This window comes from Enterobacter sp. JS8-1, assembly GCF_049187015.1.
Lineage (GTDB): Bacteria > Pseudomonadota > Gammaproteobacteria > Enterobacterales > Enterobacteriaceae > Enterobacter > Enterobacter mori.
The window spans coordinates 3238134-3255121 of record NZ_CP185805.1 but is presented as its reverse complement, the minus strand read 5'-3'; the positions used below and the strand labels follow the sequence as shown (position 1 = coordinate 3255121).

The following is a 16988-nucleotide window of genomic DNA, read 5'->3' as shown; positions in this document are numbered from 1 at the left end:
GATCGTGATTCCTGAGTAGCCGCTGAATGTATTCAGTGTAACGGGCAAAAAAAAACACCGCCGAAGCAGTGCTTTTTTTTATTATATCGCCAGCCAAGGGATAACCAACGATACAATCATCATATTAACTGCGGGTCAATACACGGCGCGCTTCGTTGTAGCGCTTCTTCCAGTATGGTTCATTCATGCTGGAAATGGTCACACCGCTGCTGGTGGAAGCATGAACGAACTGGTCGTTGCCAATGTAGATGCCAACATGTCGACCCGTAGAACCCGCACGGAACAGAACTAAATCACCGGTACGCAGTTTGGAACGCGAAATCGACTTGCCCGTCTCCTGCTGTTCATAGGTTGAACGCGGAAGATCTAACCCAAATTGTTCGCGGAAGGTTCGTTGTACGAAACTGGAACAATCAATGCCTTTTTTCGTGCTGCCGCCAAGACGATAACGCACGCCTTTCCAGTCAGCATACTGGTCCATAATACGGGACTTCACGTCCAGATTACGCACCATATTCTCAAATTCATCCTGAGAGGCTTGCAGTGACGAGGAATCTTCTGTTCCCACAACACGCGTCTCAGGATGCATATTCTTAGCGGTGTTCGATGTACTACATGCCGAAAGCAGAACCGCTACTGCTATCGCCGGGATCCCCCGCATGAAATATCTCAAAATCGGTTGAGATTTGACCATTTTGTTTATTTTCCCTTGAAGTCCTTAACGATAAATATCGTTATAAAAATGCCAAACGTGACGAGACTAATTAGCTGTTCACATTGAGACAATTCTTTCTGGTCAGATTTGTGGCGCAGTGCACAAATTTATTCACCATGATAATAATTATCTCAGTGGGGCAAAACGAGTTCGAGATTAACCGATTGCAAGGGGCATTGCGAGCAAAAAAGTCCGATTTTTTATAAGAAATTGTGATACCGAGAGTAAAAAAACGTAAATGCCCCAAAAAGCCGTCAGAAGCGGCTCCAGCTCAGGCAATTGCTTCATTTTCAACATGAATGAGATGACAAGAATATGACGGCGCGGGGCAATTTAAGAGAGGGGACTATCAGGGAACGAAATGATCCCCGATAGTTTGCGTTAATTACGATGGGTTATTTGTTTAGAACTTGTTACTTATCGCCAGGCAGGTAACGATTAAAATTGGCTATTAATCGATCGCTTAACGGCGTCATCAGCACCCATGGCAAACCAATCAGCACCGCAGAGAGCGAACCCACAACAATATCTGTCAGCCAGTGAGCGCCGATCATGACGCGTGGGAAAGCAAACACGACCACAATTACCAGCGCCGTCGCAAAGGCTTTTTTGCCAAAATAGCGCAACATGAATGCTGAAAAAATAAGCAGCATCATACCGTGATCGCCGGGGAAACTGTCCTTAGACGCATCTTTAGTCGGGATATGCAGTAATTCGCTGACGCGGTGAATATCCGGGAAATAGAGCGAAGGACTTGCGCGTTTTACCGGCATCAAATGTTGCGCCAGCTGGTTAATCACAACCGCAGTCAGCAGCATGACCAGGCCTGTGATCACAATGCGGCGACGTCCTGTTTTATCTTCTTTCAGCCAGAAAGAGAGCATCAGGCAGCCCATGGCCAGCAGTGAACAGCCGTCGAAGGCGCGATTGTTGGTAATCGCGACCAGCCACAGGAAGGTTTCACTCTTCACCAGCGCCTGGTTGAAGAAGTGGAAAATACCGGAATCCAGCGGGAACCAGAAACCATGGTTCACCGGCAGATACCAGGATAAAAAGAGTGCCAGACCGGCAGCATTCAGCAGCAGTATTAAGGGAAATCGAGTCGTCATAACGTTCAGCATCGTTTGAAATCTGGGGCAACGTTAGCCGTCGAAACTTAAACGAAGCTTCAACAGGTTGGTCTGCAGCGTGTTCCAGTCGGCGTTAACCGCACTAATTAACTCTATCCGGCTGTCCGGGGGGGCAACATTTTGCGTTTCGATAAAGAAATCTGCGCCCTGGCGATTGATGCGTACCAGCCCGTCCGGGGTTCGCATAATGCCTTTGACGCGATCTACCGGAGCAAGTCTGGCCCATTCCAGAATCCCGATGGTGTCGAAAACCGTATCGGCATCGAAGATCCATCCGCAAGCCTGGTAGCCCTGACCGCTGTTGAGATTACGACGCCAGCGCTGATGTTCCGGCAGGCTCAGGGCCGCCAGACCCTGCTTCACCGCGTGGCTATGCGCATGTTCCGCGCTGACGGGCAGTTCCGCCAGGTTCAGACGGGGGAGATCGAGCAGGGCATTGTCAATTTTGCCCTGAGTGGTGTGAACCCGTTGACGATCGCCGCCGAAATGTTGCCACCAGGCATCAAACGCGGCCTGGCTTTCAGCCGTTGCACGATCCTCTTTATTCGCCACGATGATATCTGCCGCGGCGAGCTGATCGCGGAAGTTTTCATTGGCCACGGCCTTCTCGTCCAGAAGCAGGCGCGGATCCAGAAGACACAGCGTGGCGCGCAGGTCGATCCACGGCTCGTAAACCGGGGCGGTCAGCAAATCGAGGATCTGCTTAGGGTGGCCCAGCCCGGTCGGCTCTATCAGCAGACGGTCCGGTTTACCCTGGCGCAGCAGCGTGTTCAGCCCGACCTGCATGGGTAATCCATTCACGCAACACATACAGCCGCCCGGGATCTCTTTGATCATTGCCCCGCTGTCAGACAGCAATGCGCCATCGATGCCCACTTCGCCAAATTCGTTGACCAGTACGGCCCACTTTTCTGCCGGGTCTTTATTCGCGAGCAGGTGCAAAATTGAGGTGGTTTTTCCGCTGCCGAGAAAACCGGTGATGAGGTTGGTTTTGGTCACATGCGCTCCCATGACTTACTGTGATGCTATAACAATTAACCATCATCCTGGCGAAAAAAAAGCGTCATGAGAAGGGGGAAGGGCGAACGGAGAGGTTTTCCGTTCGCCTTAAGGGCAAGAATGGTTAAATATTTAACGTTTCAATAACAGCCTGACGCGCACCGTAGCGGGTCAGGCGCTGATATGCTTCGTTTACCGCATTTACAAAGACGCTGTTATGAGGCAGATCCTGTCCAAAGACTTCGCTCAGCGTCAGCAGGGCGTTCACGCGCTCCGCTTCACTGCTGGCCTTGACGATTGACTGGATTTTATCACTAAGCGGGTCGCGAACATCAATCGCGTCTCCGCGCTCATCCGTGCCGCTGACGTAGCGGATCCAGCCTGCAACCCCCAGCGCCAGCAGCGGCCACGCGCTTTTACGTTCGAGATGGACACGGATCCCATCCAGCATGCGCTGAGGCAGCTTCTGGCTGCCGTCCATCGCGATTTGCCAGGTTCGATGCTGCAATGCGGGATTCGCAAAACGGTCGATCAGGCTGTCGGCATAGGCCGTGAGATCCACGTCTGTGATGCGCAATGTGGGAGCCTGCTCGTTCAGCATTACGCGGCGGGCGGCTTCGCGGAAGCTCGCGTCCTCCATGCATTCATTTATATGCGCGTATCCGGCGAGGTATCCCAGATAAGCCAGAAAAGAGTGGCTACCGTTGAGCATCCGCAACTTCATTTGTTCCCACGGTAGAACATCCTTCACCATCTGCACGCCTGCAGCTTCCCACTCAGGGCGTCCGGCGACAAAGTTATCTTCGACCACCCACTGAATAAACGGCTCGCAGCTGATGGCGCAGGGATCTTCAACGCCAAGTTCCTGCGTGATTTCCGCAAGCGAGGTCTCCGTTGCGGCGGGGACAATTCTGTCGACCATCGTGCCCGGGAAACTCACGTGAGCATCAATCCACCCGGCCAGCTCAGCGGAACGTTTTTGCGCCATCCCGAGCACGGCGTTTTTTACGACGTGGCCGTTGTCCGGGATATTGTCGCAGGAGAGAACGGTAAACGGCGGCAGGCCGCGTTCGCGACGGCGGTGAAGGGCTTCGACCAGGATCCCCGGCGCGGAATGCGGCTCGGTCGGGTTTTCCAGATCGTGCAGAATGCGGGTATTGTGCATATCCAGCTTGCCGGTCGCCGGATCGATGCAATAGCCTTTTTCCGTGATGGTGAGGGAGACAATCGCAACCTGCGGTTCGCAAAATTTCTCAATAATGGCCGCCAGCGAATCGAGTTTGGCATTCAGACATTCATGTACCGCGCCGACAACAATAGCCTGGTTCCCCTCCGCACCTTTCTCCAGCACGGTAAAGAGATGATCCTGCGCGCGCAGCTGGCTCATCAGCACATCACCGCTGAAGAGGCTAATTTCACAAATACCCCAGTCGCCTCCTTTCTCATTCAGCACCCGGTTTGTTAACAACGCCTGATGCGCGCGGTGAAATGCGCCGAAGCCGAAATGGACAATGCGCGAGCGTAATTGCTGGCGATCGTAGCGAGGCTGCTGCACGCGGGCAGGAAGCGAGGTGGAAGCAATTGTCTTCATGAAATACACACCTGATTAACCATTAATTAACAATGGCAGTGTAAAGTTATATGACAGCAAATTGAATTGGTAAGCCGTAAATATCCCCGTTCTGTGAGTTTGATCAATCAATGTGTGGCGCTGTATTGACCCTTCGCGGTAAACATGTATGGTAGTCGTCATTGCAGTAAACCATATTGGTATAACAACTTGAGAGGGTGAGGCAATGGAACAAACCTGGCGTTGGTACGGGCCGAACGATCCGGTTTCTCTTGATGATGTGCGTCAGGCTGGCGCGACAGGCGTTGTCACGGCACTGCATCATATTCCTAACGGGCAAGTGTGGCCGGTTGAGGAAATTCAAAAGCGTCAGGCGTTGCTGGCGGAGAAGGGGTTAACCTGGTCAGTCGTGGAAAGTATTCCGGTCCACGAGGATATCAAAACCCATTCGGGTGAATACCAGACCTGGATTGCCAACTATCAGCAGAGTATCCGAAATCTGGCGGCCTGCGGCATTGATACGGTCTGCTATAACTTTATGCCTATCCTGGACTGGACGCGTACCGATCTTGAATACCAGATGGCGGATGGTTCAAAAGCGCTGCGTTTCGACCAGATCGCGTTTGCGGCGTTTGAACTGCACATTCTGAAGCGTCCGGGTGCTGAAGCGGATTACACCGCAGAAGAGCAGCAGCAGGCGCTCGCGTGGTTCCACGCAGCAAGTGAAGCGGATATTGAAAAGCTGACCCGCAACATCATTGCCGGGCTGCCGGGTGCTGAAGAAGGCTACACGCTGGACCAGTTCCGCGCGCGTCTGGCGGAATACGGTGATATCGATAAAAACCAGCTGCGCGAAAACATGGCGTACTTCCTGCGCGCGATAGTACCGGTGGCAGAAGAGTCCGGCGTGCGTCTTGCTGTTCACCCGGACGATCCTCCGCGTCCTATCCTCGGCCTGCCGCGTATTGTGTCGACGATTGAAGATATGCAGTGGCTGAAAGAGACGGTAGACAGTATCTATAACGGCTTTACGATGTGTACCGGTTCTTACGGCGTGCGTGCGGATAACGACCTGGTACGGATGATTGAAACCTTTGGCGATCGTATTCACTTCACGCATTTGCGTGCAACCTGCCGCGAAGAGAACCCAAAAACCTTCCACGAAGCCGCGCACCTGAACGGTGACGTGAATATGGTGGCGGTGGTGGATGCCATTCTGGCGGAAGAAGTGCGCCGTAAGCACGCGGGCGATGTGCGTCCTATTCCATTCCGTCCGGATCACGGACACCAGATGCTGGACGATCTGCGTAAGAAAACCAACCCAGGCTATTCGGCGATTGGTCGCCTGAAAGGGATGGCAGAAGTGCGCGGCGTTGAGCTGGCGCTGAAGATGACGAAGTATCCGGAGCTTCTGTAAGCGCTATTGCCCGATGGCGACGGGCTTACCGGGTCTACAATAAAAAACCGGCCTGAGAGCCGGTTTTTGTGTTTTTGTTGGTCGGGTAAGGCGAAGCCGCCACCCGACAAATGCCGCAATCAGTCAGCGCGACCCATATAGCGTTTTTCTTCGATATGGATGCGGATCTTCTCGCCAGCAGACAGGTATTCTGGCACCTGCACAACCAGACCGGTGGTCAGGGTAGCCGGTTTGTTACGCGCACTGGCCGACGCGCCTTTGATACCCGGTGCGGTTTCCACGATTTCCAGATCCACGGTCTGAGGCAGTTCCAGCGCCAGCAGCACGCCGTCCCAGGTCAGCACCTGCATATCCGGCATACCGCCTTCAGGGATAAACAGCAGCTCTTCTTCGATCTGATCTTTAGTGAAGATGTACGGGGTGTAATCTTCTTTGTCCATGAACACGTATTCGTTGCCGTCGATGTAGGAGAAATCAACATAGCGACGGGTCAGGGTCACGGTATCGACGATATCGTCACCTTTAAAGCGTTCTTCTACTTTCAGGCCGGTACGCACATCGGCGAAACGCATTTTATACAGCGTCGCTGCACCACGGGCGCTAGGTGCCTGAATATCGATATCTTTCACAATCAGCAGTTTGCCGTTGTAATTCAGTACCATACCTTTCTTAATTTCGTTCGCTCTTGGCATTGCAGTAATCCTGTTTACGGGAGGTAAAAAATATCGCGCCAAATTACTCGCGCGCGGCCTTTCAGGCAAGCGGAATTCGTGGCTTTTGCTATCAATACAAAAAAGGTGTTACTGTGCGCCCGATGCCCGACTGCGCGGGTGTTCATCACTGACTGAGAGCATTTATGGATTGTCGTTCAGACTGTGGCGCGTGCTGTACTGCACCGTCCATTTCAAGCCCCATTCCAGGAATGCCGGAGGGCAAGCCTGCCAATACCCGCTGCGTTCAGCTTTCTGACGCTAATCTCTGTATGATCTTTGGGTCGCCCCTGCGCCCAAAGGTGTGCTCCGGGCTTCAGCCTTCCGCGGACATGTGCGGCAATACGCGAGCGCAGGCGATGACGTACCTGCTTGAGCTGGAAGCGCTCACCGCGCCCTAAACGTCTTTGATCCGCGTCAGACAGGTTATCGTCAGGACGCATATTACCAGGGCAATCCAGAATACCGTGTGGTAGTTCCAGATCTCCGCCACGACACCGGCCATCGAGCCCGCAATAATCCAGCCCACGCGGGTGGTATTAGTATAAAGGGTGGTGGCAGAGCCTGCCTGACCCGGCATTAAATCCTGGAAGTAGAGCATGCCAATCCCGGCGAGAATGCCGATATAGATGGCGTTCAGCAGCTGTAAAGCCAGCAGCAGCGCGGGCGTATGCACCGTCAGCATCCCGACATAGAACAGCAGCCCGGCGACCGCCGCGATGCGCATCAAAAAACGTTTCCCAAAGCGCTTTGCGTAATAGCCAGCAATCAGCATGGTCGGGATCTCAAGGCCAGCGGCCGTCCCCATCATGATGCCCGCCAGCTTCTCCGGCAGGTGCAGTTCATCAATAATAAACAGCGGCATGTTGATGATATAAAGGCTGTTGGTGCCCCACATCAGCGTACAGATGATGAAGAGGAGCAAGGCATCGCGGCGGTTACGACGCGGTGCTTCCAGCGCGCCTGTCGCCAGTTTCGGCTCTTTACGCATTGAGGGCAGGAAGAACCACACCATTGTGCCGCACACGACAAAGGCCACCGCCGCACTCAGGTACATCACCGTAAAGCCAAAGCCCATCGCCAGCGCATAAGCCAGTGGTGGACCAATGACCCATGCCAGCGACACCTGGGCACGCAGGATTGAGCTGAACATCACCGCCTCGCGTCCGGTCTGGTCAGCATGCTCACGGGCAAGGGCAAACATCTGCGGGTTGGCGGTAGAGCCAAAACTGCTCAGAAATACCCCAATAAAAAGCAAAATGAAATAGTTACGGTTCCAGGCAAACAGCACGCAGGCGAATACCCCCAGCAGGCAACAAAAGACAATCAGGCTTTTGCGATCGCCCTTTCTGTCGGAACGTCCTGCCAGAAACTGGCTGACCAGGATGCCGATGATGGCGCTGCCGGTAAAGAAGAAGCCGACCATCGCCGGACGGACGTGGACTTCATTGGTCAGAAATAAACTCAGCGTGGGCGTTTGTAAGGCCCCGGCGATCCCGGTAAGGAAAGCAACGATCAAAAACGCCGTTGACGTCAAATCAAGGGGCTTTGGTGAGGCGGCAGCGGGGGTGTTATGCATGTTTTCGTATCAGGATCAGCGTGGGTCAGAAAGACGCGGAGTTTACGCCGCCAGTCATGAAATAAACAGAGGGTGCGGTCACTTTTGCTACAAAAAATCAAAATGGCATTTCAATTTGAAAACGGTTGCTGAACTTAGCTGAAACTGACGTGCTGAACGTCAGCACTATTCAGCTGAAGAAAGGAGAAATGTGCTGTAACTCTAAATTCTGAACAGCCAAATGTAACTTTCCTTGCAACGCTTTGCAGAAAGAGCAAGACTTTTTGAAACGTTTCAGCGCTATCTTGTTTTAACTGACGGAGCAGGTTAGCGCATTTTTTCTCATTAAGGCTGAAACGATTCAACTTCAGCAGGAGAGGAGAACCATGTTCCAGTTATCTGTTCAGGATATTCACCCGGGCGCACAGGCCGGGACGAAAGAAGAGGCTATTCGCCAGGTTGCCGCTGCCCTCGTGCAGGCAGGTAACGTGGCAGAGGGTTACGTTAACGGCATGCTGGCCCGCGAGCAGCAGACTTCAACGTTCCTCGGCAATGGCATCGCTATTCCACACGGCACCACCGACACCCGCGACCAGGTGCTGAAAACGGGCGTGCAGGTTTATCAGTTCCCGCAGGGCGTGCTCTGGGGTGACGGTCAGGTGGCTTATGTGGCTATCGGTATCGCCGCCAGCAGCGACGAACACCTGGGCCTGCTGCGCCAGCTGACGCACGTGCTGAGCGATGACTCGGTGGCGGAACAGCTGAAGTCTGTGACCACGGCTGAAGAGCTGCGCGCCTTGCTGATGGGTGAAAAACAGAGCGAAGCGCTGAAACTGGATAATGAAACCCTGACGCTGGATGTTGCAGCCTCTGACCTGGTGACCCTGCAAGCGTTGAACGCGGGTCGCCTGAAGGAGGCCGGTGCGGCCGATGCGACATTCGTTACGCGCGCTATCAATGATAAGCCGCTGAATCTGGGCCAGGGCGTCTGGCTGAACGACAGTGCTGAAGGCAACCTGCGCAGCGCAGTTGCTGTCAGCCGCGCCGCTACTGCGTTTGACGTAGATGGCGAGCGCGCCGCGATGCTGGTCACCGTGGCAATGGTCGATGACCAGCCGGTTGCGGTACTGAAGCGCCTGAGCGATCTGCTGCTGAACAACAATGCTGAAAAACTGCTGAACGCTGATGCAGCCACCGTGCTTGCGCTGCTGACCAGCGACGATGCGCTGACCGAGGACGTGCTGAACGCAGAGTTCGTGGTGCGTAATGAACACGGCCTGCACGCTCGTCCGGGCACCATGCTGGTGAACACCATTAAACAATTTGAAAGCGAGATTACCGTGACCAACCTGGATGGCTCAGGCAAACCGGCGAATGGCCGTAGCCTGATGAAAGTTGTCGCGCTGGGCGTGAAGAAAGGCCACCGTCTGCGCTTCACCGCACAGGGTGCCGATGCTGAACAGGCACTGAAAGCGATTGGCGATGCCATCGCGGCAGGTCTGGGGGAGGGCGCATAATGAGCAGACGTGTTGCGACTATTACGCTGAACCCGGCTTACGACCTGGTGGGCTTTTGCCCGGAAATTGAACGCGGCGAAGTGAACCTCGTGCGTACCACAGGCCTGCATGCGGCGGGTAAAGGGATTAACGTCGCGAAGGTGCTGAAAGACCTCGGTATCGACGTCACCGTCGGCGGCTTCCTCGGAAAAGATAACCAGGACGGTTTCCAGCAGCTGTTCAGCGAGCTGGGCATTGCCAACCGTTTCCAGGTCGTTCAGGGCCGTACCCGCATCAACGTTAAGCTGACGGAGAAAGACGGCGAAGTCACCGATCTCAACTTCTCTGGCTTCGAAGTGACGCCTGCTGACTGGGAACGCTTTGTCACCGACTCCCTGACCTGGCTTGGCCAGTTCGACATGGTGTGCGTCAGCGGCAGCCTGCCGTCCGGCGTGAGCCCGGAAGCCTTCACCGACTGGATGACGCGCCTGCGCAGCCAGTGCCCGTGCATTATTTTTGACAGCAGCCGCGATGCGCTGGTGGCGGGTCTTAAAGCCTCTCCGTGGCTGGTGAAACCAAATCGTCGCGAACTGGAGATCTGGGCAGGCCGTAAGCTGCCAGAATTAAAGGATGTGATTGAAGCTGCCCATGCGCTGCGCGAGCAGGGTATCGCTCACGTGGTGATTTCGCTGGGTGCAGAAGGGGCGTTGTGGGTTAACGCTTCAGGTGAATGGATTGCCAAACCGCCGTCAATGGAAGTCGTGAGTACCGTTGGTGCGGGGGATTCCATGGTTGGTGGGCTGATCTACGGTCTGCTGATGCGTGAATCAAGTGAACATACGTTACGTCTTGCCACCGCCGTTGCTGCCCTGGCCGTGAGCCAGAGCAATGTCGGTATTACCGATCGTACCCAGTTAGCCGCGATGATGGCGCGCGTTGACTTAAAACCTTTTAACTAACAGCAGGAGAGGAATAATGAAAACGCTGCTGATCATTGACTCCGGTCTCGGACAGGCTCGCGCCTACATGGCGAAGACCCTGCTGGGCGCGGCGGCACAAAAAGCACACCTGGACATCATTGATAACCCAGGCGATGCCGAACTGGCGATTGTCCTGGGCGATAAAATCCCCGCAGACAGCGCGCTGAACGGCAAAAAAGTGTGGCTGGGCGATATTAATCGCGCGGTGGCACATCCTGAGCTGTTCCTGAGCGAAGCGAAAGGTCACGCCACTGTGTACAGTGCGCCTGTGGCGGCGGCCCCGGCTGCGGCTTCCGGTCCGAAACGCGTTGTCGCGGTTACGGCCTGTCCGACAGGCGTGGCGCACACCTTTATGGCGGCTGAAGCCATTGAAACCGAAGCGAAAAAACGCGGCTGGTGGGTGAAAGTTGAAACGCGCGGCTCGGTTGGCGCGGGCAATGCGATTACCCCTGAAGAAGTGGCGGAAGCCGATCTGGTGATCGTGGCGGCGGATATCGAAGTGGATCTGGCGAAATTTGCCGGTAAGCCAATGTACCGCACCTCTACCGGTCTGGCGCTGAAAAAGACCGCTCAGGAATTTGATAAGGCGCTGGTGGAAGCCAGGCCGTATCAGGCGACCGGTGCAGCGAAAACCCCGACCGAAGGGAAAAAAGAGTCTGCTGGCGCATATCGCCACCTGCTGACCGGCGTGTCCTACATGCTGCCGATGGTGGTGGCTGGCGGTCTGTGTATCGCGCTCTCCTTCGCATTTGGTATTACCGCGTTTAAAGAAGAAGGCACGCTGGCGGCTGCGTTAATGCAGATCGGCGGCGGCTCCGCGTTCGCATTGATGGTACCGGTACTGGCAGGCTTTATCGCCTTCTCCATTGCTGACCGTCCGGGTCTGACGCCGGGTCTTATCGGCGGTATGCTGGCGGTGAGCACCGGTTCTGGCTTTATCGGCGGTATCATTGCCGGTTTCCTGGCGGGTTACGTCGCGAAGCTGATTAGCGCTAAGCTGAAGCTGCCACAGAGTATGGAAGCGCTGAAGCCGATCCTGATTATCCCGCTGATCTCCAGCCTGGTGGTCGGTCTGGCGATGATTTACCTGATTGGTAAGCCGGTTGCGGGCATTCTGGCGGGTCTGACCCACTGGCTGCAAACCATGGGCACCGCTAACGCGGTTCTGCTGGGCGCAATCCTCGGCGGTATGATGTGTACCGACATGGGGGGCCCGGTGAACAAAGCGGCGTACGCCTTTGGCGTTGGCCTGCTGAGTACCCAGACCTACGCGCCGATGGCGGCGATCATGGCGGCAGGTATGGTGCCACCGCTGGCGCTCGGTCTGGCAACGATCATTGCCCGTCGTAAGTTCGATAAAGCACAGCAGGAAGGCGGCAAAGCGGCGCTGGTTCTGGGCCTCTGCTTCATTACCGAAGGCGCGATTCCGTTCGCAGCACGTGACCCAATGCGCGTTCTGCCATGCTGTATCGTCGGTGGTGCGGTAACGGGTGCAATCTCTATGGCGATTGGCGCTAAGCTGATGGCACCACACGGCGGTCTGTTCGTGCTGCTGATCCCAGGCGCAATCACTCCGGTACTGGGCTATCTGCTGGCGATTATTGCCGGTACGCTGGTGGCGGGGCTGTCTTATGCGGTGCTGAAGCGTCCGGAAGCGGAAGTTGTGGCAAAAGCAGCGTAATAAAAGGTGTCGGGTGGCGGCTTCGCCTTACCCGACCTACAAAAAAAGCCGGGTGCGTAAGCAGCCCGGCTTTTTTTATGCCGCCTGTTCAGCGGTTTGCTGCGCTTTGAGCCAGGCGATTTCTTCCGCCCAGATATCCGGGTTAATGGTTTCGAGCACCATCGGAATACCGTCGAAGCGGGCGTCCTGCATGATAAAGCGGAACGCATCATGGCCGATGTTGCCTTCGCCCAGGCTGTGGTGTCGGTCAACGCGGCTGCCGAACGCACTTTTTGCATCGTTCAGGTGCATGCCGCGCAGGTACTGAAAGCCCACGATGCGCTCGAACTCTTCGAAGGTGTTTTTCGTTGCCTCGGTGGTGCGCAGGTCATACCCGGCCGCAAACGCGTGGCAGGTATCAATGCACACGCCCACGCGGGATTTGTCTTCCACGCCGTCAATAATCGCCGCCAGATGTTCGAACTTAAAGCCGAGGTTGCTGCCCTGACCGGCGGTATTTTCAATCACCGCGGTGACGCCTTTGGTCTTGTCCAGCGTCATGTTGATGGACTCGGCAATGCGCGCCAGACAGGCATCTTCGTCAATCTGCATCAGATGGCTACCAGGATGGAAGTTCAGCAGCGTCAGCCCCAGCTGTTCGCAGCGCTGCACTTCATCAAGAAACGCCTCGCGTGATTTATCCAGCGCTTCCTGAACCGGGTGCCCGAGGTTAATCAGGTAGCTGTCGTGGGGAAGGATTTGGCCAGGCCCGTAGTGGTATTTCTCACAGGCGGCTTTGAAATCATCAATCACTTCAGCGGTAAGCGCTGCGGCGCGCCACTGGCGCTGGTTTTTGGTGAACAGGGCGAAAGCGGTTGCCTCGATTTCGGCGGCGCGAATGGCGGCATTCGCAAGGCCACCGGCGGCGCTAACGTGCGCTCCAACGTATTTCATAAAGGGACTCCTGTTAACCCGAAATGCTTATGATAGCGGGTTAACAGGAGAAGGATGTAGTGGTTTATGCCATCAGGCTGTGCACGGCGAGGTTAATCGCGCCACCGCCGACAATCAGCCAGATGAAGAGCACCAGCGCCATCAGCAGCGGTTTCGCACCGGCTTTTTTCAGTGCGCTGACGTGAGTGGTCACACCCAGCGCCGCCATCGCCATCGCCAGCAGCACGGTGTCCAGCGTCACCAGCATATCCACTACCGCTTTTGGCAGCAGGTGGAAGGAGTTAAAGATTGCCACCACGATGAACAGGATAGCAAACCACGGAATGGTGATTTTGCTCTTCTCGCTGCCGCCAGCCGGAGCCAGCTGTTTAACCCGCGCGGCCAGGAAAATCAGGAACGGGGCCAGCATCATCACGCGCAGCATTTTGGCAATCACCGCCGCGTTTTCGGCTTCCGGGTTAATGGCGTGTCCTGCTGCGACTACCTGAGCCACTTCGTGCATGGTCGAACCAATATAGATGCCGTAGGTTTCCGGGCTAAACCAGTGGGCGACCAGGGGATACATCGCCGGGTAGAGGAAGATCGCCAGCGTACCGAAGATCACCACCGTCGCCACCGCCACGGTTACCTTGCTGGCTTCGGCTTTAACGACGGGTTCTGTTGCCAGCACCGCCGCTGCCCCACAGATACTGCTCCCGGCACCGATCAACCAGCTGGTGTGCTTGTCCAGCCCAAAGACTTTCTGGCCGATAAAGCAGGCCAGTAAAAAGGTGCTGGTCAGGGTCAGGGCGTCAATGGCAATCCCGCTCACACCCACATCCGCAATCTGCGAAAAGGTGAGGCGAAAGCCGTAAAGAATGATCCCGAGACGCAGCAGATGCTGCTTGGCGAAAATTACACCGCCGTCGCAGGATTTCCAGATGCGCGGGTATAGGGTATTCCCGACCACCATGCCGAGCAAAATGGCCAGCGTTAGGGCGCTGAAACCTGCGCCCGCAACAGCGGGAATGCTGCCGCCCCATAATGCTGCGCCGGTTATCACGGCGCTGAGCGCAAGACCCGGCACGAAGTGCCACACTGTACGATGATGTTGTAAGGTGAGTTCTGACATAACCTTCTCCTTTGTCTGGCTTAAAGGTTACGGCGCACTGGCTTAAAAATAAAATTGATTATATATTTATAATTAATCTATATAAGTGGTAAACAACCATGCACATTACATTGCGTCAACTGGAAGTCTTCGCTGAAGTGCTGAAGAGTGGATCGACGACCCAGGCCTCGCAGATGCTGGCGCTCTCGCAGTCTGCGGTCAGTGCGGCGCTAACCGATCTCGAAGGGCAGCTGGGCGTGCAGCTGTTCGACAGGGTAGGGAAGCGGCTGGTGGTCAACGAACATGGCCGTCTGCTTTACCCGCGCGCGTTGGCATTGCTGGAACAGGCCATCGAAATTGAACAGCTGTTCCGCGAAGACAACGGCGCGATCCGCGTGTTTGCCAGCAGCACCATTGGTAACTACATCCTGCCGGAGGTGATTGCCCGCTACCGCCGTGATTTCCCGACGCTGCCGCTGGAGATGAGCGTGGGCAATAGCCAGGACGTGATTAACGCGGTGATCGATTTCCGCGTCGATATCGGCCTGATTGAAGGGCCGTGCCACAACGTGGATATCATTGCCGAACCCTGGCTGGAAGATGAACTGGTGGTGTTTGCCTCCCCGGCCTCTTCTTTATTACAGGGCGAGGTGACGCTGGAACGTCTGGCGCAGGCGCAGTGGATCCTGCGCGAGCAGGGTTCTGGCACGCGTGAAATCGTCGATTACCTGCTGCTCTCCCATCTGCCGCAGTTCCAGCTGGGGATGGAGCTGGGCAACTCAGAGGCCATTAAGCACGCGGTGCGTCATGGACTGGGCATCAGCTGCCTTTCGCGGCGCGTGATCGCTGAACAGCTTGAGGTCGGATCGCTGGTCGAAATTCCCATTCCTCTGCCGAAGCTGGTGCGCACGCTGTGGTGCATTCACCATCGCCAGAAACACCTTTCCAGCGCTCTGCAGCGTTTTCTGCGCTATTGCGAGATGTGAAATCGCCCCTCACCCTAACCCTCTCCCCAAAGGGGAGAGGGAAAAATTATGCTTTACTTATAATCCTGGCCGAGTCATGAAGCTCTCTTATAACTGGGTATTTCTGCCGGAAGGAACGGAGATCGTCTGCTACAATCGCGCCTCATTTAATAAATGGACAGCATTTTCACATGGTTTCAGAAACTAAAACCACAGAAGCGCCCGCGCTACGTCGCGAACTTAAGGCGCGTCACCTGACGATGATCGCTATCGGCGGTTCAATCGGTACAGGTCTTTTCGTTGCCTCTGGCGCAACGATTTCGGCAGCAGGCCCGGGTGGGGCACTCTTCTCTTATATCCTGATTGGCCTGATGGTCTACTTCCTGATGACCAGTCTGGGTGAACTGGCGGCTTACATGCCGGTGTCCGGCTCGTTTTCAACCTACGGGCAAAAATACGTTGAAGAAGGTTTCGGCTTCGCGCTGGGCTGGAACTACTGGTACAACTGGGCGGTCACTATCGCCGTTGACCTGGTCGCCGCGCAGCTGGTGATGAACTGGTGGTTCCCGGATACGCCGGGCTGGATCTGGAGCGCCCTGTTCCTGGCCGTCATCTTCCTGCTGAACTACATCTCCGTGCGCGGTTTCGGCGAAGCAGAATACTGGTTCTCTTTAATTAAAGTGGCTACCGTCATCATCTTTATCGTTGTCGGCGTGGCGATGATCGTGGGTATTTTTAAAGGCGCTCAGCCTGCCGGATGGAGTAACTGGACGATAGGCGATGCGCCGTTTGCCGGGGGCTTCTCGGCAATGATTGGCGTGGCGATGATTGTCGGCTTCTCCTTCCAGGGAACCGAGCTTATCGGTATTGCGGCCGGTGAGTCTGAAAACCCGGAGAAGAACATTCCGCGCGCGGTGCGTCAGGTGTTCTGGCGTATTCTGCTGTTCTATGTGTTCGCTATTCTGATTATCAGCCTGATTATTCCGTATACCGACCCGAGCCTGCTGCGTAACGATGTCAAAGACATCAGCGTCAGCCCGTTCACGCTGGTCTTCCAGCACGCGGGTCTGCTCTCGGCGGCGGCGGTGATGAACGCGGTGATCCTGACGGCGGTGCTGTCTGCGGGTAACTCCGGCATGTATGCATCCACTCGTATGCTGTACACCCTGGCCTGCGACGGTAAAGCCCCGCGTATTTTTTCCAAACTGTCACGTGGCGGCGTACCGCGTAATGCGCTGTATGCAACTACGGTGATTGCCGGTCTGTGCTTCCTGACCTCTATGTTTGGCAACCAGACGGTCTACCTGTGGCTGCTGAATACCTCCGGGATGACGGGCTTTATCGCCTGGCTGGGGATTGCCATCAGCCACTACCGCTTCCGTCGCGGCTATGTGATGCAGGGCCATGACCTGAATAACCTGCCGTACCGCTCGGGATTCTTCCCGCTGGGGCCGATTTTCGCCTTCATTCTGTGCCTGATTATTACCCTGGGGCAGAACTATGAAGCCTTCCTTGCGGATTCCATTGACTGGGGCGCTGTCACGGCCACCTACATCGGTATTCCGCTGTTCCTGATCATCTGGTTTGGCTACAAACTGACGAAAGGAACCCACTTCGTTCGCTACAGTGAAATGGATTTCCCGGAACGATTTAAACAATAACCGCAGTTCCTCTCTTTTAGCCCGCTCACCTGAGCGGGCTTTTTTATCTCCACAGTATGCAGAACGGATATAATTTTTAACAA

Annotated in this window: 15 protein-coding genes; 7 read left to right on the top strand and 8 right to left on the bottom strand. The window is 55.4% G+C overall.

Going from position 1 to position 16988, the window contains the following annotated elements:
* Window positions 1-124 precede the first annotated feature (124 nt).
* The 4 genes from mepS to ACOQH0_RS15445 all read right to left on the bottom strand — a co-directional run bounded on the left by mepS (window position 125) and on the right by ACOQH0_RS15445 (window position 4435).
* Window positions 125-694 (bottom strand): bifunctional murein DD-endopeptidase/murein LD-carboxypeptidase, encoded by a 570-nt coding sequence (gene mepS / locus ACOQH0_RS15460; protein ID WP_010433488.1) that lies wholly within the window; start codon window positions 692-694, stop codon window positions 125-127.
* Window positions 695-1128: 434 nt separating this feature from the next.
* Window positions 1129-1824, bottom strand: a complete 696-nt coding sequence (locus tag ACOQH0_RS15455; RefSeq protein WP_421510768.1) for a phosphatase PAP2 family protein — start codon at window positions 1822-1824, stop codon at window positions 1129-1131.
* A 33-nt stretch (window positions 1825-1857) separates the two neighbouring features.
* Complete coding sequence (locus tag ACOQH0_RS15450; RefSeq protein WP_407585919.1) at window positions 1858-2844, bottom strand: CobW family GTP-binding protein; 987 nt, start codon at window positions 2842-2844, stop codon at window positions 1858-1860.
* A gap of 124 nt (window positions 2845-2968) precedes the next feature.
* The gene (locus tag ACOQH0_RS15445) at window positions 2969-4435 is read right to left on the bottom strand and encodes a mannitol dehydrogenase family protein (RefSeq protein ID WP_010433495.1); all 1467 of its coding nucleotides are present in this window, start codon (window positions 4433-4435) and stop codon (window positions 2969-2971) included.
* A 205-nt stretch (window positions 4436-4640) separates the two neighbouring features.
* On the opposite strand from ACOQH0_RS15445, the gene uxuA reads away from it, so the two are divergent.
* The gene (gene uxuA / locus ACOQH0_RS15440; RefSeq protein WP_042715826.1) at window positions 4641-5831 is read left to right on the top strand and encodes a mannonate dehydratase; all 1191 of its coding nucleotides are present in this window, start codon (window positions 4641-4643) and stop codon (window positions 5829-5831) included.
* A gap of 119 nt (window positions 5832-5950) precedes the next feature.
* Here the strand turns inward: uxuA and yeiP are convergent, their stop codons facing one another.
* Window positions 5951-6523: an elongation factor P-like protein YeiP gene (gene yeiP, locus ACOQH0_RS15435; protein ID WP_008500940.1), complete on the bottom strand. Its 573-nt coding sequence runs from the start codon at window positions 6521-6523 to the stop codon at window positions 5951-5953.
* 164 nt (window positions 6524-6687) lie between these two features.
* Between yeiP and ACOQH0_RS15430 the strand changes: the two genes are divergently transcribed.
* Window positions 6688-6942 carry a YkgJ family cysteine cluster protein gene (locus ACOQH0_RS15430; protein WP_421510767.1) on the top strand — a complete coding sequence of 85 codons (255 nt, stop codon included), beginning with the start codon at window positions 6688-6690 and terminating at the stop codon, window positions 6940-6942.
* Here ACOQH0_RS15430 and setB read toward each other — a convergent pair.
* The gene (gene setB, locus ACOQH0_RS15425) at window positions 6939-8120 is read right to left on the bottom strand and encodes a sugar efflux transporter SetB (protein WP_421510766.1); all 1182 of its coding nucleotides are present in this window, start codon (window positions 8118-8120) and stop codon (window positions 6939-6941) included. The two genes, ACOQH0_RS15430 and setB, sit on opposite strands and share 4 nt — an antisense overlap.
* Window positions 8121-8485: 365 nt before the next feature.
* On the opposite strand from setB, the gene fruB reads away from it, so the two are divergent.
* Genes fruB through fruA form a run of 3 tightly spaced genes read left to right on the top strand, consistent with a single transcriptional unit; the run spans window position 8486 to window position 12256 of the window.
* The gene (fruB, locus tag ACOQH0_RS15420) at window positions 8486-9616 is read left to right on the top strand and encodes a fused PTS fructose transporter subunit IIA/HPr protein (protein WP_348556392.1); all 1131 of its coding nucleotides are present in this window, start codon (window positions 8486-8488) and stop codon (window positions 9614-9616) included.
* The gene (gene fruK / locus ACOQH0_RS15415) at window positions 9616-10554 is read left to right on the top strand and encodes a 1-phosphofructokinase (protein ID WP_010433510.1); all 939 of its coding nucleotides are present in this window, start codon (window positions 9616-9618) and stop codon (window positions 10552-10554) included. The genes fruB and fruK overlap by 1 nt, the downstream gene beginning before the upstream one ends.
* Window positions 10555-10570: 16 nt before the next feature.
* The gene (fruA, locus tag ACOQH0_RS15410) at window positions 10571-12256 is read left to right on the top strand and encodes a PTS fructose transporter subunit IIBC (RefSeq protein ID WP_089597955.1); all 1686 of its coding nucleotides are present in this window, start codon (window positions 10571-10573) and stop codon (window positions 12254-12256) included.
* A gap of 75 nt (window positions 12257-12331) precedes the next feature.
* Here fruA and nfo read toward each other — a convergent pair whose 3' ends face one another.
* A complete protein-coding gene (nfo, locus tag ACOQH0_RS15405) occupies window positions 12332-13189 on the bottom strand; it encodes a deoxyribonuclease IV (protein WP_089597956.1) in 858 nt (285 codons plus the stop codon).
* A gap of 64 nt (window positions 13190-13253) precedes the next feature.
* Entirely contained in the window at window positions 13254-14300 is a 1047-nt protein-coding gene (locus tag ACOQH0_RS15400; protein WP_421510765.1) for a YeiH family protein, read from the bottom strand.
* A 98-nt stretch (window positions 14301-14398) separates the two neighbouring features.
* Between ACOQH0_RS15400 and yieE the strand changes: the two genes are divergently transcribed.
* Both yieE and ACOQH0_RS15390 read left to right on the top strand, forming a co-directional pair.
* Window positions 14399-15265 (top strand): DNA-binding transcriptional regulator YeiE, encoded by an 867-nt coding sequence (gene yieE / locus ACOQH0_RS15395; protein WP_100165868.1) that lies wholly within the window; start codon window positions 14399-14401, stop codon window positions 15263-15265.
* 170 nt (window positions 15266-15435) lie between these two features.
* A complete protein-coding gene (locus ACOQH0_RS15390) occupies window positions 15436-16905 on the top strand; it encodes an amino acid permease (RefSeq protein ID WP_421510764.1) in 1470 nt (489 codons plus the stop codon).
* The last annotated feature ends 83 nt before the right edge of the window (window positions 16906-16988 follow it).